This is a genomic window from Pseudomonas sp. LB3P93, assembly GCF_054898025.1.
On record NZ_CM142713.1, the window covers coordinates 2,290,760 to 2,306,932 of the forward strand.

12 protein-coding genes are annotated in these 16,173 nt (G+C 60.9%); 10 read left to right on the plus strand and 2 right to left on the minus strand.

Translation table 11 applies throughout. The features are described 5' to 3' along the window. The first annotated feature begins 16 nt into the window (after nucleotides 1–16). Nucleotides 17–460 carry an Hsp20 family protein gene (locus tag ACYZT8_RS10215; RefSeq protein ID WP_461980763.1) on the plus strand — a complete coding sequence of 148 codons (444 nt, stop codon included), beginning with the start codon at nucleotides 17–19 and terminating at the stop codon, nucleotides 458–460. Nucleotides 461–509: 49 nt separating this feature from the next. Here ACYZT8_RS10215 and ACYZT8_RS10220 read toward each other — a convergent pair whose 3' ends face one another. Both ACYZT8_RS10220 and ACYZT8_RS10225 read right to left on the minus strand, forming a co-directional pair. Further along, nucleotides 510–3,788: a PAS domain S-box protein gene (locus tag ACYZT8_RS10220; protein WP_461980765.1), complete on the minus strand. Its 3,279-nt coding sequence runs from the start codon at nucleotides 3,786–3,788 to the stop codon at nucleotides 510–512. Nucleotides 3,789–3,854: 66 nt separating this feature from the next. Next, on the minus strand, nucleotides 3,855–4,745 hold the full coding sequence (locus tag ACYZT8_RS10225; protein WP_461980767.1) for a LysR family transcriptional regulator: 891 nt from the start codon (nucleotides 4,743–4,745) through the stop codon (nucleotides 3,855–3,857). A gap of 148 nt (nucleotides 4,746–4,893) precedes the next feature. Between ACYZT8_RS10225 and leuC the strand changes: the two genes are divergently transcribed. The 9 genes from leuC (at nucleotide 4,894) to ACYZT8_RS10270 (ending at nucleotide 16,129) form a co-directional block, all read left to right on the plus strand. Further along, nucleotides 4,894–6,312, plus strand: coding sequence for a 3-isopropylmalate dehydratase large subunit (gene leuC / locus ACYZT8_RS10230; protein WP_285435643.1), 1,419 nt, complete (start codon nucleotides 4,894–4,896; stop codon nucleotides 6,310–6,312). Nucleotides 6,313–6,323: 11 nt separating this feature from the next. Further along, nucleotides 6,324–6,968, plus strand: a complete 645-nt coding sequence (leuD, locus tag ACYZT8_RS10235; protein WP_109633213.1) for a 3-isopropylmalate dehydratase small subunit — start codon at nucleotides 6,324–6,326, stop codon at nucleotides 6,966–6,968. 153 nt (nucleotides 6,969–7,121) lie between these two features. Further along, nucleotides 7,122–7,889 (plus strand): class I SAM-dependent methyltransferase, encoded by a 768-nt coding sequence (locus ACYZT8_RS10240; protein ID WP_461980770.1) that lies wholly within the window; start codon nucleotides 7,122–7,124, stop codon nucleotides 7,887–7,889. Nucleotides 7,890–7,940: 51 nt separating this feature from the next. Beyond that, nucleotides 7,941–9,023 carry a 3-isopropylmalate dehydrogenase gene (gene leuB, locus ACYZT8_RS10245; RefSeq protein ID WP_461958148.1) on the plus strand — a complete coding sequence of 361 codons (1,083 nt, stop codon included), beginning with the start codon at nucleotides 7,941–7,943 and terminating at the stop codon, nucleotides 9,021–9,023. A 69-nt stretch (nucleotides 9,024–9,092) separates the two neighbouring features. Further along, entirely contained in the window at nucleotides 9,093–10,205 is a 1,113-nt protein-coding gene (asd, locus tag ACYZT8_RS10250) for an aspartate-semialdehyde dehydrogenase (RefSeq protein ID WP_461980772.1), read from the plus strand. A gap of 254 nt (nucleotides 10,206–10,459) precedes the next feature. Continuing rightward, a complete protein-coding gene (locus ACYZT8_RS10255) occupies nucleotides 10,460–11,470 on the plus strand; it encodes an aspartate-semialdehyde dehydrogenase (protein ID WP_461980774.1) in 1,011 nt (336 codons plus the stop codon). A 208-nt stretch (nucleotides 11,471–11,678) separates the two neighbouring features. Continuing rightward, nucleotides 11,679–14,327: a FimV/HubP family polar landmark protein gene (locus tag ACYZT8_RS10260; RefSeq protein ID WP_461980776.1), complete on the plus strand. Its 2,649-nt coding sequence runs from the start codon at nucleotides 11,679–11,681 to the stop codon at nucleotides 14,325–14,327. A gap of 260 nt (nucleotides 14,328–14,587) precedes the next feature. Next, nucleotides 14,588–15,442 (plus strand): tRNA pseudouridine(38-40) synthase TruA, encoded by an 855-nt coding sequence (gene truA / locus ACYZT8_RS10265; RefSeq protein ID WP_461980778.1) that lies wholly within the window; start codon nucleotides 14,588–14,590, stop codon nucleotides 15,440–15,442. 63 nt (nucleotides 15,443–15,505) lie between these two features. Beyond that, on the plus strand, nucleotides 15,506–16,129 hold the full coding sequence (locus tag ACYZT8_RS10270; RefSeq protein ID WP_461980780.1) for a phosphoribosylanthranilate isomerase: 624 nt from the start codon (nucleotides 15,506–15,508) through the stop codon (nucleotides 16,127–16,129). Nucleotides 16,130–16,173 lie beyond the last annotated feature (44 nt).

Sequence of the window (16,173 nt, forward strand, 5' to 3'; positions counted from 1 at the left end):
TCAGGAGATTTGAATCATGAGTACTGCATTTTCGATGGCACCACTGTTTCGTTCCTCGGTGGGTTTCGACCGTTTCAACGACCTGTTCGAAACCGCCCTGCGCAACGAGCCAGGCAGCACCTACCCACCTTACAATGTGGAAAAACACGGCGATGACCAATACCGCATTGTCATAGCGGCTGCCGGATTCCAGGAAGAAGACCTGGAACTGCAAGTGGAAAAAGGTGTGCTGACCATCAGTGGCGGCAAGCGTGACGCGAACGAAGATGTCACCTATCTGTACCAAGGCATCGCACAGCGCGCCTTCAAACTGTCCTTCCGTCTGGCGGACCATATTGAAATCAAGGCTGCCGGCCTGAGCAACGGTTTGTTGAGCATCGACCTGTTGCGGGTTATTCCGGAAGAAGCGAAAGCCAAACGCATCCCGATCAACGGGACGCAAAAACCCGCTCTGCAGTAATAAATCAGAGCAATGAGAAGGGCGCCATTGGCGCCCTTTTTTGTACCCGCTATTTGAGGAGTTTCTGGAACTCCTCCACCGGCAACGGCCGGCTGTGCAGATACCCCTGATAAAAATGGCAGCCCAGCCCCTGCAAAAACTCCAGCTGCTCAGGCGTTTCCACCCCTTCGGCGATCACTTTCAGTTCCAGGCTGCGGGCCATGGCCACAATGGCGCGGATGATTTCGGCGTCGTTGGGGTCGGTAGTGGCATCGCGGATGAACGACTGGTCGATTTTCAGGGTGTCGACGGGCAGGCGCTTGAGGTAGGTCAGCGAGGAGTAACCGGTGCCGAAGTCGTCCATCGCAAAACTCACGCCGAGTTTTTTCAGGCTGCGCATTTTGTTGATGGTGTCTTCCAGGTTCTGGATGACGATGCCTTCGGTGATTTCCAGTTTCAGCAGCGAGCAGGGCAGGCCGTGGCTGCTGAGGCTGTGTTCGATGCGTTCGACAAAATCGTTTTGACGAAATTGCCTCGGGCTGATGTTGACGCACAGGCTGAAGCTGAGCGGGTTGATCAAGCCTTTTGTGATCAGTTTTTTGAAGGCCGCGCAGGCCTCATCGACGATCCAGGTGCCGACTTCCAGAATCAGCCCGCTGTCCTCCAACACCTTGATGAACTCGGTGGGCGATTGCGGGCCGAGTTCCGGATGGTCCCAGCGCACCAGCGCCTCGGCGCCGACAATGCGGTTGCCCCGGGCGTCGACCTGGGGTTGGTAATGCACACGAAACTCGCCCCGGGAAAGGGCCAGGCGCAGGTCGGTTTCCATGCGCAGGCGCTCGCTGGCGGCCTTCTGCATGGTGTTGTGGTACATCTGCGCGGTGTTGCGGCCTGAGTCCTTGGCGCGGTACAGCGCGATGTCGGCACGTTTGAGCAGGTCGGTCGGCGTCGAGCCGTGGTCGGGAATCAGCGCGATGCCGATGCTCGGCGTGACTTGCAGGCGCTGGCCGTCGAGGAACATCGGCTCCGACAGCAGTTCACGCAAGGTGTCTGCCAGGTCCCGGACCTGGGCGCTGACTTCGTTGCGCGAGCCCTCAAGACCGCTGAGCAATACCACGAACTCGTCGCCACCCAGGCGCGCAACGGTGTCTTCCATGCGCACGCTGGCTTCAAGGCGAGCGGTGATGATTTTCAGCACCGTGTCGCCCACCGGGTGACCGAGGGAATCGTTGATGTGCTTGAAGTGATCGAGGTCGAGGAACAGTAAAGCGCCGCGCAGGTTGTGGCGCTTGAGCAGGGCGATCTGCTGGCTCAGGCGATCCATCAACAGCGCGCGGTTCGGCAGGTTGGTCAGGGGGTCGTGGTAGGCCAGGTGGCGGATCTGTGCCTCGGCATTTTTCAGCAGGCTGACGTCCCGGGCGGTCAGCAACAGGCACGCGGTCTCGTTGAGGGTGATCGGCTCCACCGAGACTTCGACGGTCAGCAACTCGCCACGCTTATTGCGGCCGAGCATTTCCTGGTGGTGTACACGGCCCTTGAGCTGCAGTTCGGCAAGCAGCGCGGAGCGTTGTTTCTCTTCGGCCCAGATGCCAACCTGATACACCGTGCGGCCGACCACCTCTTCGGCGCGGTAACCGGTCAGGCGGCAGAAACCATCGTTGACCTCCACGTAGCGCCCGGTATCGCGCTCGGTGATGGTGATCGCGTCGGGGCTCGAGTGAAACGCCTTGGCAAACTTCTCTTCGCTGGCCTTCAGAGCGGCTTCGGAACGTTGCTGCTGGGTGATGTCGCGCAGGGTGGTGACGATGCACGGCTGTTCGCCGACGCTGATCTGCCGGCTGGAAATCACGCAGGTCAGGGACTGCCCGTCTTTATGCTGGGCGACGATCGCTACATTGTTCAGGCCCTGTTCGCGGATGACCTGCTCGATCCGTTGCAGACTTTTCGCCGAAGCGTCCCACAGGCCGATCTCGTCCGCGCTACGACCAATCACCTCGTCGGCGCTCCAGCCAAAGGTTTGGGTGAAGCTGGAGTTGATTTCGATGAACTGGCCGGTGTCCTGGCGCGTGAGGCAGATCGGGTCCGGGCTGACCTGGAACAGCGTGGCGAATTTCTCCTCCGAAGCCACCAGCCGCTGCTCACGTTCGACCTGGTCGGTGATGTCCAGCAGCGTGCCGGCCATGCGCAGCGGCGCGCCGTTTTCATCGCGGTAGAGGCGGGCACGGCTTTCCAGGTAGCGGGAACTGCCGTCCGCCAGCTGCACACGATAGGTCAGCTGATAATTGCCGGCCGGTCCTTCGCGCAGGCTGCGGTAAGCGTCGCGCATGGTGCCGCGTTCTTCATAGGGCACACCTTCGAAAAACTCGTCGAAGGACTCGTGGAAGGGTTGGGCTTCCAGTCCGTGCAACTGCGCGGCCCGCGCCGAGCCGTACAGCATGCCGCTGGGGATGTGCCAGTCCCAAGTGCCGAGCTGCGCCGAATCCAGCGCCAGGTCGAGGCGTTCCTGGCTGTCTTTCAGCGCGTGTTCGGCGGCTTTGCGCTCCGTGGTGTCGAGGAAGGTGCTCAGCAGATACGGCTGGCCTTCGAGTTCGACTTTCTGTGCGCTGAGGATGCCGTCGTGGATCTGGCCATTGCTGGCGCGAAACTGCACCTCCATGCTGATCAGCTCGCCCTTGGCCTTGGTGGCCTTGACCAGTTGCGCGCGCTGCTCCGGATGCACCCAGAGGTCCAGTTCCAAGGTGGTTCGGCCAATCGCGTCCTGCACTGGCCAGCCGAACAGGCTTTCGAAATACTGGTTGGCTTCGGTGATCAGGCCGTCTTCCTGACGGGTCAGCAACACCATATTCGGGCACAAGTGAAACAGCGTGGCAAAGCGCTTTTCCGAGCTGCTCAGCGCCTGTTCCCGCTGGCGCTGGTGGGTGATTTCGCGGATGACCCCGATCATCCGTGGCCGGCCTTGTTTGTCCGGCAGCAGACTGCCGTTGATCTCCAGCCAGTGCAGGCTGCCGTCGGGCCAGCGGATGCGGTGGTGCATCGCCTGTTCCAGCGGGGCGCCGGCAATCACGGCATGAAAGGCGCGGATAGTTTTTGCCCGATCCTCCGGGGGCAGCAAGTCGAGGTATTCCAGATCGGCCGGCAACGGTTGCCGGGGATCGAAGCCGAACAACGCCTGAGTACCCCGCGACCAGCTGATCTGCCCGCGCTCGATGTCCCAATACCAGGCGCCCAGGCGCGCGCCGTTAAGGGCGGCCAGCAACTGCGGTGCGCTTTCCCAGCTCTGCTCGGACCGTTTCGGGTCAAGCGCCTGAATACGGGGCATCGGCGGAATACGGTCAACAGATTTCGGCATTGGCAAGCCTTGGGCTGAATTGGGCGTTAGGCACAGGAGTTCACGGCTCTATAGCAGTAGCACAGCTTAGCCTTGAGTCCCTGGCAGATCGATTTGTGCATCCAGCAAGGCCATGAAGGCCCGTGCGGCATTCGACAGCGTCCGTTCGGTGTGCAGGATATAGCCTAGCTGGCGAGTCAGTTGTATGCCCGGCAAAGGTATTCGCGCAACTTGATCGTCGAGCATGGTGCGCGGCAACACGCTCCAGGCCAGGCCGATCGACACCATCATCTTGATGGTTTCCAGGTAATTGGTGCTCATGGCGATGTTCGGTGTCAGGCCTTGGGCCTCAAACAACTGATGGACGATGTGGTGAGTAAAGGTGTTGCCGCCGGGGAACACCGCCGGATGCAGGGCGATGTCCGCCAGGCTGACCGGGCCGTTGCTGACCAGTGAATGCTCCGGGGCGACCACGAAATCCAGCGGGTCGTCCCACACCGGTGTGGCCTTGACCAGTGCGTGGGGCTCCGGCGCCAGGGTGATGACGGCCAGTTCGGCGCGACCATGAAGGATTTCTTCGTAGGCCACTTCCGAATCGAGGAACTGAATATCCAGCGCCACTTGTGGGTAACGACGGGTGAACTCCCTTAATAGGGGCGGCAAACGGTGCAAGCCGATGTGGTGACTGGTGGCCAGTGTCAGGCGACCGGTCACTTCGCCGGTCAGGTTGGTCAGGGCGCGGCGGGTGTCATCCAGCACATTGAGAATCTGATAAGCCCGCGGCAACAGGGCGCGACCGGCCTCGGTCAAGCCGACTTCACGGCCCAGGCGATCAAACAGCCGCACCTTCAACTGCTGTTCCAGCCCGGCGATGCGCTTGCTGATCGCTGGCTGCGTCAGGTGCAGGCGTTCTCCCGCGCCGGAGAAGCTTCCGGTCTCGGCAATCGCGATAAAGGCATTGAGGTTGGCCAGGTCCATTGCGGTATTCCAGTTGGTTATCCAAAGCATGAAAAATATGAATTTGAGTTATTTAATGTAACCCCCTAGGATCGACCTCACAAGCCAAAGGGTTATTGAAATCGTCAAAGCCCGGGGCATAGAAACAAGCTGATGAGGAAAACGTCTGATGGCCGGCAAAACGCTCTACGACAAGCTCTGGGATTCGCACTTGGTCAAACAGCGCGACGATGGCTCCGCGCTGATTTACATCGATCGTCACATCATCCACGAAGTGACCTCGCCGCAAGCCTTTGAAGGCCTGCGTCTGGCCGGGCGCAAGCCTTGGCGCATCGATGCCAACATCGCGACCCCGGACCATAACGTACCGACCACCCCGGAGCGCAAGGGCGGCATCGAAGCCATTGCCGACGAGGTCTCGCGTTTGCAGGTTCAGACCCTCGATGACAACTGTGATGAATACGGCATCGTCGAGTTCAAGATGAACGACGTGCGCCAAGGCATCGTCCACGTCATCGGCCCGGAGCAGGGCGCGACCTTGCCGGGCATGACCGTGGTCTGCGGCGACTCCCACACCTCGACCCACGGCGCGTTTGGCGCTCTGGCTCACGGTATCGGCACTTCCGAGGTCGAGCACGTGCTCGCCACTCAGTGCCTGGTCGCCAAAAAGATGAAGAATATGCTGGTCTCGGTCGAAGGCAAATTGCCGTTCGGCGTGACGGCCAAGGACATCGTCCTCGCCGTGATCGGCAAGATCGGCACCGCCGGCGGTAACGGCCATGCCATCGAGTTCGCCGGAAGCGCGATTCGTGATCTGTCGGTCGAAGGGCGCATGACCATTTGCAACATGTCCATCGAGGCCGGCGCTCGCGTAGGTCTGGTGGCCGCTGACGAGAAAACCGTGGCCTACGTGAAGGGCCGTCCATTTGCCCCGAAAGGCGCGGAATGGGACTTGGCCGTCGAAGCCTGGAAAGACCTGGTGACCGATAAAGACGCCAAATTCGACACCATCGTCGAACTCGACGCCACCCAGATCAAACCGCAAGTCAGCTGGGGCACTTCGCCTGAAATGGTCTTGGCCGTGGATCAGAACGTTCCGGACCCTGCGAAGGAAATGGACCTGGTCAAGCGTGGCTCCATCGAACGCGCCTTGAAGTACATGGGGTTGACCGCCAATCAGGCGATCACCGATATCCAGCTGGACCGCGTATTTATTGGTTCCTGCACCAACTCGCGAATCGAAGATTTGCGCGCTGCCGCCGTGATCGCCAAGGGCCGCAAAGTCGCTTCGACCATCAAGCAGGCCATCGTGGTGCCGGGCTCAGGTCTGGTGAAGGCCCAGGCGGAATCGGAAGGCCTGGACAAGATTTTCCTCGACGCCGGTTTTGAATGGCGTGAGCCGGGTTGCTCGATGTGCCTGGCGATGAACCCGGACCGTTTGGAGTCGGGCGAGCATTGCGCGTCGACCTCCAACCGCAACTTTGAAGGCCGTCAGGGTGCCGGTGGTCGTACCCACCTCGTGAGCCCGGCCATGGCCGCCGCCGCCGCGGTAAACGGTCGTTTCGTCGACGTCCGTGAATTGATCTAAAGGAGCGCAGCATGAAAGCTTTTACCCAGCACACTGGTCTTGTCGCGCCTCTGGATCGTGCCAACGTCGACACCGATCAGATCATCCCCAAGCAATTCTTGAAGTCGATCAAGCGCACGGGTTTCGGCCCGAACCTGTTCGATGAGTGGCGCTACCTCGATGTCGGGCAACCGTATCAGGACAACTCCAAGCGTCCGCTGAACAAGGATTTCGTGCTCAACGCCGAGCGTTATCAAGGCGCCAGCGTCTTGCTGGCCCGTGAGAACTTCGGTTGCGGTTCGAGCCGCGAACACGCGCCGTGGGCCCTGGAAGAATACGGTTTCCGCAGCATCATCGCGCCGAGCTACGCCGACATCTTCTTCAACAACAGCTTCAAGAACGGCTTGCTGCCGATCATCTTGAGTGACGCTGAAGTGGATGAGCTGTTCGAGCAGGTCGAGGCGAATCCTGGCTATCAGTTGCAGGTTGATCTGGAAGCGCAGACCGTGACCCGTCCGGATGGCAAGGTGTTGCGCTTTGAAATCGACGCGTTCCGTAAGCATTGCCTGCTCAATGGTCTGGACGATATTGGTCTTACGTTGATGGACCATGAAGCGATTGCGACGTTTGAAGCCAAGCACCGGGCGAGCCAGCCGTGGTTGTTTCGCGACGCTTGATTGATCCGATATTGATGTAGGCAGTTCCGGCCTCATCGCGGGCAAGCCCGCTCCCACAGTTATTTGCGCCGTTCACAAAACCTGTGGGAGCGGGCTTGCCCGCGATGACGGCAGCCCGAACAACACAAGGCTAAACCCCAAAAGGAAGTCCCGATGACCAGCACCGCCCAGCACAGCCAGGTAGTCCAAAAGCAATTCGGTGAACAGGCCGCGGCCTATCTGAGCAGCGCCGTCCACGCTCAAGGCACCGAATTCGCGCTGCTACAGGCCGAACTGGCCGGGCAGGGTGATGCACGGGTGCTGGACCTGGGTTGCGGCGCCGGGCACGTCAGTTTTCACGTGGCCTCGCTGGTCAAGGAGGTTGTGGCGTACGACCTGTCCCAACAGATGCTCGATGTGGTCGCCGGTGCCGCCGTTGATCGCGGGCTGAGCAACGTGTCCACGGTCCTTGGTGCCGCCGAGCGCTTGCCGTTCGCTGAGGGTGAATTCGACTTCGTGTTCAGCCGTTACTCGGCGCACCATTGGAGTGATCTCGGCCTGGCCTTGCGCGAAGTGCGCCGGGTGCTGAAGCCGGGCGGGGTGGCGGCGTTCATCGACGTGTTGTCACCGGGCAGTCCGTTGTTCGACACTTACCTGCAAAGCGTCGAAGTGCTGCGTGACACCAGCCATGTGCGCGATTATTCCGCCGGCGAGTGGTTGCGCCAAGTCAGCGAAGCGGGGTTGCATACCCGCAGCACCACGCGTCAACGCCTGCGTCTGGAGTACACCAGCTGGGTCGAACGCATGCGCACGCCGCAAGTGATGCGCTCGGCGATCCGCGAGTTGCAGCAGTCGATGGGCAATGAAGTACGCGAATATTTTGAGATTGAGGCCGATGGTTCGTTCAGTACAGATGTGCTGGTACTGATGGCAGAACGATAGAATTTTTCCGGGTGTGCCCAAGGGCACACCGACTGATGACATGAGGAAAGCATGAGCAAGCAGATTCTGATTCTCCCAGGCGACGGTATTGGCCCGGAAATCATGGCCGAAGCGGTCAAGGTGCTGGAGCTGGCCAACGACAAGTACAGCCTGGGCTTCGAGCTGAGCCACGACGTGATCGGTGGCGCGGCCATCGACAAGCACGGCGTGCCGCTGGCCGACGAAACCCTGGCTCGCGCACGCGCTGCCGACGCGGTATTGCTGGGCGCCGTGGGCGGCCCGAAATGGGACACCATCGAGCGTGACATCCGCCCTGAGCGTGGCCTGCTGAAAATTCGTGCGCAACTGGGCCTGTTCGGCAACCTGCGCCCGGCGATCCTCTATCCGCAACTGGCTGAAGCTTCGAGCCTGAAGCCTGAAATCGTCGCCGGCCTGGACATCCTGATCGTCCGTGAACTGACCGGCGGCATCTACTTCGGCGCACCGCGCGGCACCCGCACCCTGGAAAACGGCGAGCGTCAGGCCTACGACACCCTGCCGTACAGCGAGAGCGAAATCCGCCGCATCGCCCGTGTCGGTTTCGACATGGCCATGGTGCGCGGCAAAAAGCTGTGCTCGGTGGACAAGGCCAACGTACTGGCGTCCAGCCAGTTGTGGCGTGAAATCGTCGAGCAAGTGGCCAAGGATTACCCGGAAGTCGAACTGAGCCACATGTACGTCGACAACGCCGCCATGCAGCTGGTGCGTGCGCCGAAGCAATTCGACGTGATCGTCACCGACAACCTGTTTGGCGACATCCTGTCCGATCAGGCGTCGATGCTCACCGGTTCCATCGGCATGCTGCCGTCGGCCTCGCTGGATACCAACAACAAAGGCATGTACGAGCCGTGCCACGGTTCGGCGCCGGACATCGCTGGCAAGGGCATTGCCAACCCGTTGGCGACCATTTTGTCGGTGTCAATGATGCTGCGTTACAGCTTCAATCTGCAGGATGCGGCGGATGCTATCGAGAAGGCCGTCAGTCTGGTTTTGGACCAGGGCCTGCGCACAGGTGACATCTGGTCGAACGGTTGCACTAAAGTCGGTACGCAGGAAATGGGTGACGCAGTAGTCGCCGCGCTGCGGAATCTGTAATCTCTCGGGCCCGCTGCCACTTTCACTCTTGAAGGCAGCGGCCCACTTTTTAAAGAAGGTGTAGTTGCGATGAAACGTGTAGGTCTGATCGGTTGGCGCGGTATGGTCGGTTCCGTGCTCATGCAGCGGATGCTGGAAGAGCAGGATTTCGATCTTATTGAGCCGGTGTTTTTCACCACTTCCAATGTCGGTGGCCAAGGCCCGTCCGTGGGCAAGGACATTGCTCCGCTCAAGGACGCTTACAGCATTGAAGAGCTGAAAACCCTCGACGTGATTCTGACCTGCCAGGGTGGCGACTACACCAGCGAAGTTTTCCCGAAACTGCGCGAAGCCGGCTGGCAGGGTTACTGGATCGACGCCGCTTCCAGCCTGCGCATGCAGGATGACGCGGTAATCGTGCTGGACCCGGTGAACCGCAAGGTCATCGACCAGCAGCTCGACGCGGGCACCAAGAACTACATCGGCGGCAACTGCACCGTCAGCCTGATGCTGATGGGCCTGGGCGGGCTGTTCGAAGCCGGTCTGGTCGAGTGGATGAGCGCCATGACCTATCAGGCGGCCTCCGGTGCCGGCGCGCAGAACATGCGTGAACTGATCAAGCAAATGGGCGCGACCCACGCCGCTGTCGCCGATCAACTGGCCGACCCGGCCAGCGCGATCCTCGACATCGACCGCCGTGTCGCCGAAGCCATGCGCAGCGACGCGTACCCGACCGAAAACTTCGGCGTGCCGCTGGCCGGCAGCCTGATCCCGTGGATCGACAAGGAACTGCCGAACGGCCAGAGCCGCGAAGAGTGGAAGGCTCAGGCCGAGACCAACAAGATCCTCGGTCGCTTCAAGAGCCCGATCCCGGTCGATGGCATCTGCGTGCGCATCGGCGCCATGCGCTGCCACAGCCAGGCGTTGACCATCAAGCTGAACAAAGACGTGCCGATCGCCGACATCGAAGGGCTGATCAGCCAGCACAACCCTTGGGTCAAACTGGTGCCGAACAACCGCGACATCAGCATTCAGGAACTGAGCCCGACGAAAGTCACCGGCACCCTGAACGTACCGGTTGGCCGTCTGCGCAAGCTGAACATGGGCACGCAGTACCTCGGCGCGTTCACCGTTGGCGACCAGCTGCTGTGGGGCGCGGCCGAGCCGCTGCGTCGCATGCTGCGGATCCTGCTTGAGCGTTGATTGATTGAAGTAAACAAAGAACCCGTGCCTTGAAAGAGGTGCGGGTTTTTTTATGCCCGACAGTCTCCGATCGTTCCCACGCTCCGCGTGGGAATGCATCCCGTGACGCTCCGCGTCACATTCAGAAGCGGAACGCGGAGCGTCCCTGGCGGCATTCCCACGCAGAGCGTGGGAACGATCGGGATGGCAGAAATTGCCTGCATGCCCCCCACCCGGTAAAGTGCCGCTCCCCCCGTTTCGCCTGAGGTAGAACCATGAGCCAGTCCTTTGATATTGCCGTGATCGGCGCCACCGGTACTGTCGGCGAAACGCTCGTGCAGATTCTCGAAGAGCGCGACTTCCCGGTCGGCAACCTGCACCTGTTGGCCAGCAGCGAATCCGCCGGGCATTCGGTGCCGTTTCGCGGCAAAAACGTGCGGGTGCGCGAAGTCGACGAATTCGATTTCAGCAAAGTCCAGCTGGTGTTCTTCGCCGCCGGCCCGGCGGTGACCCTGAGTTTCGCCTCGCGCGCCCGTGCGGCCGGTTGCTCGCTGATTGACCTGTCCGGCGCGCTGCCGGCGGACGAGGCACCGCAAATCGTGCCGGAAGCCAACGCCCAAGTACTCGCCGGTTTGAAAAAACCGTTCCAGGTCAGCAGCCCAAGTCCGTCTGCCACGACGCTGGCCGTGGTACTGGCGCCGTTGCTCGGTTTGCTCGATCTGCAGCGCATCAACCTGACCGCCAGCCTGGCCGTCTCCGCCCAGGGCCGCGAAGCGGTGACCGAGTTGGCCCGGCAAACCGCCGAGCTGCTCAACGTGCGTCCGCTGGAGCCGACCTTCTTCGATCGGCAAATGGCGTTCAATCTGTTGGCTCAGGTCGGCAAGCCTGATGAGCAGGGTCACACACTGCTGGAAAAACGCCTGGTGCGTGAGCTGCGTCAGGTCATGGCCCTGCCTTTATTAAAGATTTCCGTCACTTGCATTCAAGCCCCGGTGTTTTTTGGCGATAGCTTTAGCGTGACCTTGCAGTCTGCGAGCGCTGTCGACCTTGTAAAAGTCAACGCGGCACTGGAAGACGCGCCGGGTATCGAGTTGGTGGAAGCCGGCGATTACCCGACAGCGGTGGGCGATGCAGTAGGGCAGGACGTGGTCTACGTCGGTCGGGTTCGCGCCGGAATCGACGACCCGTCGGAACTTAATATGTGGCTGACGTCAGATAACGTACGCAAAGGCGCCGCGCTCAATGCTGTGCAGGTGGCTGAATTGTTGATAAAAGACCTGCTGTAAAAGATACTTGGCAACAATTTTTCGAATGAGTCCGGTCGAGCGCTATGCTTGGCCGGATCGCTGATGGCGAGCCACCCTGCGGGGCTTTCCGGGGCATGAATGAAATGATCGCGCGTGACGACCCTTCGTCGCCGCGCGCAATGCCTTACGGCAGCGGCTATCAACACCTTCTCGCTGGCCGAGGAATGTTCAAACAAAGGATGAGGCTATGGTTCAAGTTCGCAAACTGGTGTTAGCAATAGCGGCCGCCTCGGCGCTGTCCTCCGGTATGGCGCATGCCCTCGGGCTCGGGGAATTGACCCTGAAGTCGACGCTGAACCAACCTCTGGTGGCGGAAATCGAGCTGCTCGACGTCAAGGAACTCACCGCCGCGGAAGTGGTGCCGAGCCTGGCTTCGCCCGAAGATTTCGCCAAGGCCGGTGTCGATCGCCAGGCGTTTCTCAACGACCTGACCTTCACGCCCGTGCTCAACGCCAGCGGCAAAAGCATCCTGCGTGTGACGTCCAGCAAACCACTGTCCGAGCCGATGGTGAAATTCCTGGTTCAGGTGATGTGGCCCAACGGTCGTTTGCTGCGCGATTACAGCGTGCTGCTCGATCCATCCAAATTCTCCCCGCAGACCGCTGAAGCGGCTGCGCAGCCTGCGCCGACTCAGACGGTCACTGCGCCGGTGACCGGTGCCACCCAGCCGGCCCAATACACCACCACGCCGCGCGATACCCTGTGGGAAATCGCCGCGAAGGCGCGTAATGGCGGCTCGGTCCAGCAAACCATGCTGGCGATCCAGGCGTTGAACCCGGATGCCTTTATCGACGGCAACATCAACCGGCTGAAAACCGGTCAGGTGCTGCGCATGCCCGATCAGGCGCAGAGCACCAACCTGGCGCAACCCAAGGCAATCGCTGAGGTTGCGGCACAGAACACCGCGTGGCGCCAGGGTCGTCGTTATGTGGCGAAGCCCGGCACCGGGCAGCAGCAACTCGATGCGACCAAGCGCGGTCGCGCTGACGCCGCTCCGTCGCAAGCGGCGAAAGACAATCTGAGCCTGGTCTCTGCTGAAACCGGCAAAGGCCGTGGCAAAGGCGTTGCAGGCGATGCCAAAGCCTTGGGCAACAAATTGGCTGTCACCCAGGAAAGCCTCGACACGACCCGCCGTGACAATGCCGAACTGAAAAGCCGCATGACTGATCTGCAAAGCCAGATGGAAAAGCTGCAACGCCTGATCGAACTGAAGAACAACCAATTGGCCAAACTGCAGGCTGAAGGCGCTGCTGATGCGCCGGCTGCAGCAGCGACCGCCCCGGCAATGTCCGCGGAGTTGGCTGCCGACCCAGCGGCGGCGCCGACGGAAGTGGCTCCAGCTCCGGTAGTGCCTGCGCCAGAGGCGGCGGCACCTGAAGCCGCTCCGGCGCCAGCGCCTGCCGAGCCACCCGTCGAGCCGACGCCAGTCGCCTCCGACGACCAGAAATTCAACGAGCTGCTGACCAATCCGCTCCTGCTGGGTCTGGTGGGCGGCGGTGCAGTGGTTCTGCTGCTGTTGCTGCTGTTGTTGGCACGTCGCCGCAAAGCGCAGCAAGAAGCCGAGAAACACCTGCGCATGGCGCGTGCCCTGGAGGAAGAGAAGGAATTCTCTGCCGAGCAAGACCTACCAGAAAGCAGTTTCGAAGGCCTGGAAGTTCCGCCGCCAAGCGTGAAACTCGCTACTGCGCCGATTCCTGCGCCAGCGCCGGTGCCTGCACCTGCTCCGGCTCCAGTAATTGCTCCAGTCGTGGTCACGCCGCCGATTGCCGCGCCATTGGTATCGCCGGCCGCCGAGCGCGATGCCGACGTGCTGACCAAGGCTCAGTCGCACATTGCCGCCGGTCGTTTGAACCAGGCAGCCGCGTTGCTTGAAGACGGCATCAAGCAAGAACCGCAGCGCAGCGACCTGCGCCTGAAGCTGATGGAAGTCTACGGTCAGCAGGGCGATCGCGATGCGTTTGTTGCCCAAGAGCGCCAGTTGGTGGCCAACGGTGACAACTTCGCCCAGGTCGAACAGCTTAAAACCCGTTTCCCAGCGATGGTTATCGCCGCTGCCGGTGGTCTTGCCGCTGCCGCCATTGCCGCAGAGCTGGACGCGCAGTACGTCAAGGATCTGCTGTCGGACGAGCCGGCAGCACCCGCGCCCGCCGATGACGACTTCGACAGCGCCTTCGATCTGAGCCTGGACGATCTGGAAGCCGCTTCTCCGGAGGTGGTTGAGCCAGAACCGGAATCTGTCGCTGACCTTGAAGAATTCCCGCTCGACGACGACCTGAGCTTTGAGTCGGTGTTGAAGGAACAGACCGAAATCAAGGAAAACCTCGACGACCTGTCGGACTTCGATCTGGACATGGACCTGGGTGCAGACCCATCGCCGGCGATCCTCGCTGAAGACGATTTCCTGCTGGATCTGGACGAAGGCGTGAAGGACTTGCCAGTCGAGCCCGTGAAGCCTGAAGTTCCCCAGGACGACCTGGAGTTGCCGGCTGATTTTGACCTGTCACTGGCCGATGAAATGGACACCGCCACCCCTGTGGTCGAACCGGATGCCTTCGCCGCTGAGCTGGAAGACGTCAACGCCGAGCTGGATCGTCTGTCCCAGAGCATGGGTGAGCCGACCTTTACCGCAGAAGACGCGATGGCTTCTGCGGCGGACGAGCCGGATTTCGACTTCCTCTCCGGCACCGATGAAGTCGCCACCAAACTCGATCTGGCCCAGGCCTACATCGACATGGGCGACAACGACGGTGCTCGGGACATCCTCAATGAGGTGGTGGCCGAGGGTAATGCTGGCCAGAAGAGCGAAGCCAAGGAGATGCTGTCGCATCTGGCTTGAGCGTTCGGCAGGCAGTAAACAGAACGGCAGCCCAGTGAGGCTGCCGTTTTTGTTTTGACGATAATGCGATGGTGTCTGTTCGGCCGCCATCGCGGGCAAGCCCGCTCCCACAGGTTCTGTGAGTAACGCAAATCACTGTGGGAGCGGGCTTGCCCGCGATGAGGCCCCCACATTCAACATCGCACCCTCTGTTGTACTGGCTTCCCCGTCCAGCGGCCTTATAATGCCCGCCTTTGCGCTTATCAGCAGGCTGTTACTCCTTGGCAAATATAGATAACCCGGCCGCCGAACTGGCGGCCGACGGCTTTTTCCGGATCGCGCTGGGCGTTGAATACAAAGGCTCGCGTTATCGCGGCTGGCAGCGCCAGGCCTCCGGCGTGCTCACCGTGCAGGAAACCCTCGAAAAGGCCTTGTCCAAAGTCGCCGACTCACCGGTGTCGCTGCTCTGCGCCGGGCGCACGGACGCTGGCGTGCATGCCTGTGGCCAGGTGGTGCATTTCGATACTCAGGTCGAGCGTTCGATGAAGGCCTGGGTCATGGGCGCCAACATCAACTTGCCCCACGACGTCAGTGTCAGCTGGGCCAAGGTCATGCCGGCGCATTTTCATGCGCGCTTCAAGGCCATCGCCCGGCGCTATCGCTACGTGATCTACAACGATCAGATCCGCCCGGCGCATCTCAACGAAGAAATTACCTGGAATCACCGTCCACTCGACGTCGAGCGCATGGCCGAGGCCGCCCAGCATCTGGTCGGTACCCATGATTTCAGCGCGTTCCGCGCCGGTCAGTGCCAGGCCAAGTCGCCGATCAAGGAATTGCATCACCTGCGTGTCACGCGCCACGGCAAGATGATCGTGCTGGATATTCGCGCCAGCGCCTTCCTGCACCACATGGTGCGCAACATCGCCGGCGTATTGATGACCATCGGTGCCGGCGAACGTCCGGTGGAGTGGATGAAGGAAGTGCTGGAGAGCCGCATCCGTCGTTCTGGCGGGGTGACGGCGCATCCGTTCGGTCTGTATCTGGTGCAGGTCGAATATCGCGACGAGTTCGAATTGCCCGAGCGTTACATCGGCCCACACTTCCTTACCGGCTTCTCTGAACTTGACGGCTGACGCCCTCGAACGCATTTGTTACCATCCGGGACTTTCTCGGATTTGCCCTGAGGTTTTATCGACATGTCAGCCGTTCGCAGCAAGATTTGTGGGATTACCCGCATAGAAGATGCGTTGGCGGCGGTCGAGGCCGGGGCGGATGCCATCGGGTTTGTGTTTTACGCCAAGAGTCCTCGGGCGGTGACGTTCCAGCAGGCGCGCGAGATTATCAAGGCGCTGCCGCCGTTCGTGACCACCGTGGGGTTGTTCGTCAACACCAGCCGCTGCGAGTTGGGCGAACTGCTCGACGCCGTGCCGCTGGACCTGTTGCAGTTCCATGGCGACGAAACCGCTGACGATTGTGAAGGCTGGCACCGCCCCTACATCAAGGCGCTGCGGGTCAAGGCCGGCGACGATATTGCGGCGGCATGCGATGCGTTTCCAAGCGCCAGCGGTATTCTGCTCGATGCCTACGTTGAAGGCGTACCTGGCGGAACCGGTGAAGCGTTCGACTGGTCTCTGATACCGCAAGGTCTGAGCAAGCCGATCATCCTCGCCGGTGGCCTGACTCCGGATAACGTGGCGCAGGCAATCGCCCGGGTCCGGCCTTACGCGGTGGACGTCAGCGGTGGGGTAGAGGCGAGCAAGGGCATCAAGGATCACGCGAAGATTCAGGCATTTATCAAGGCTGTACGTAGTAGCACCTAGTTGATGTGACGGCTGGCAGACTGCCGCCGTCCCAAAATGCACTG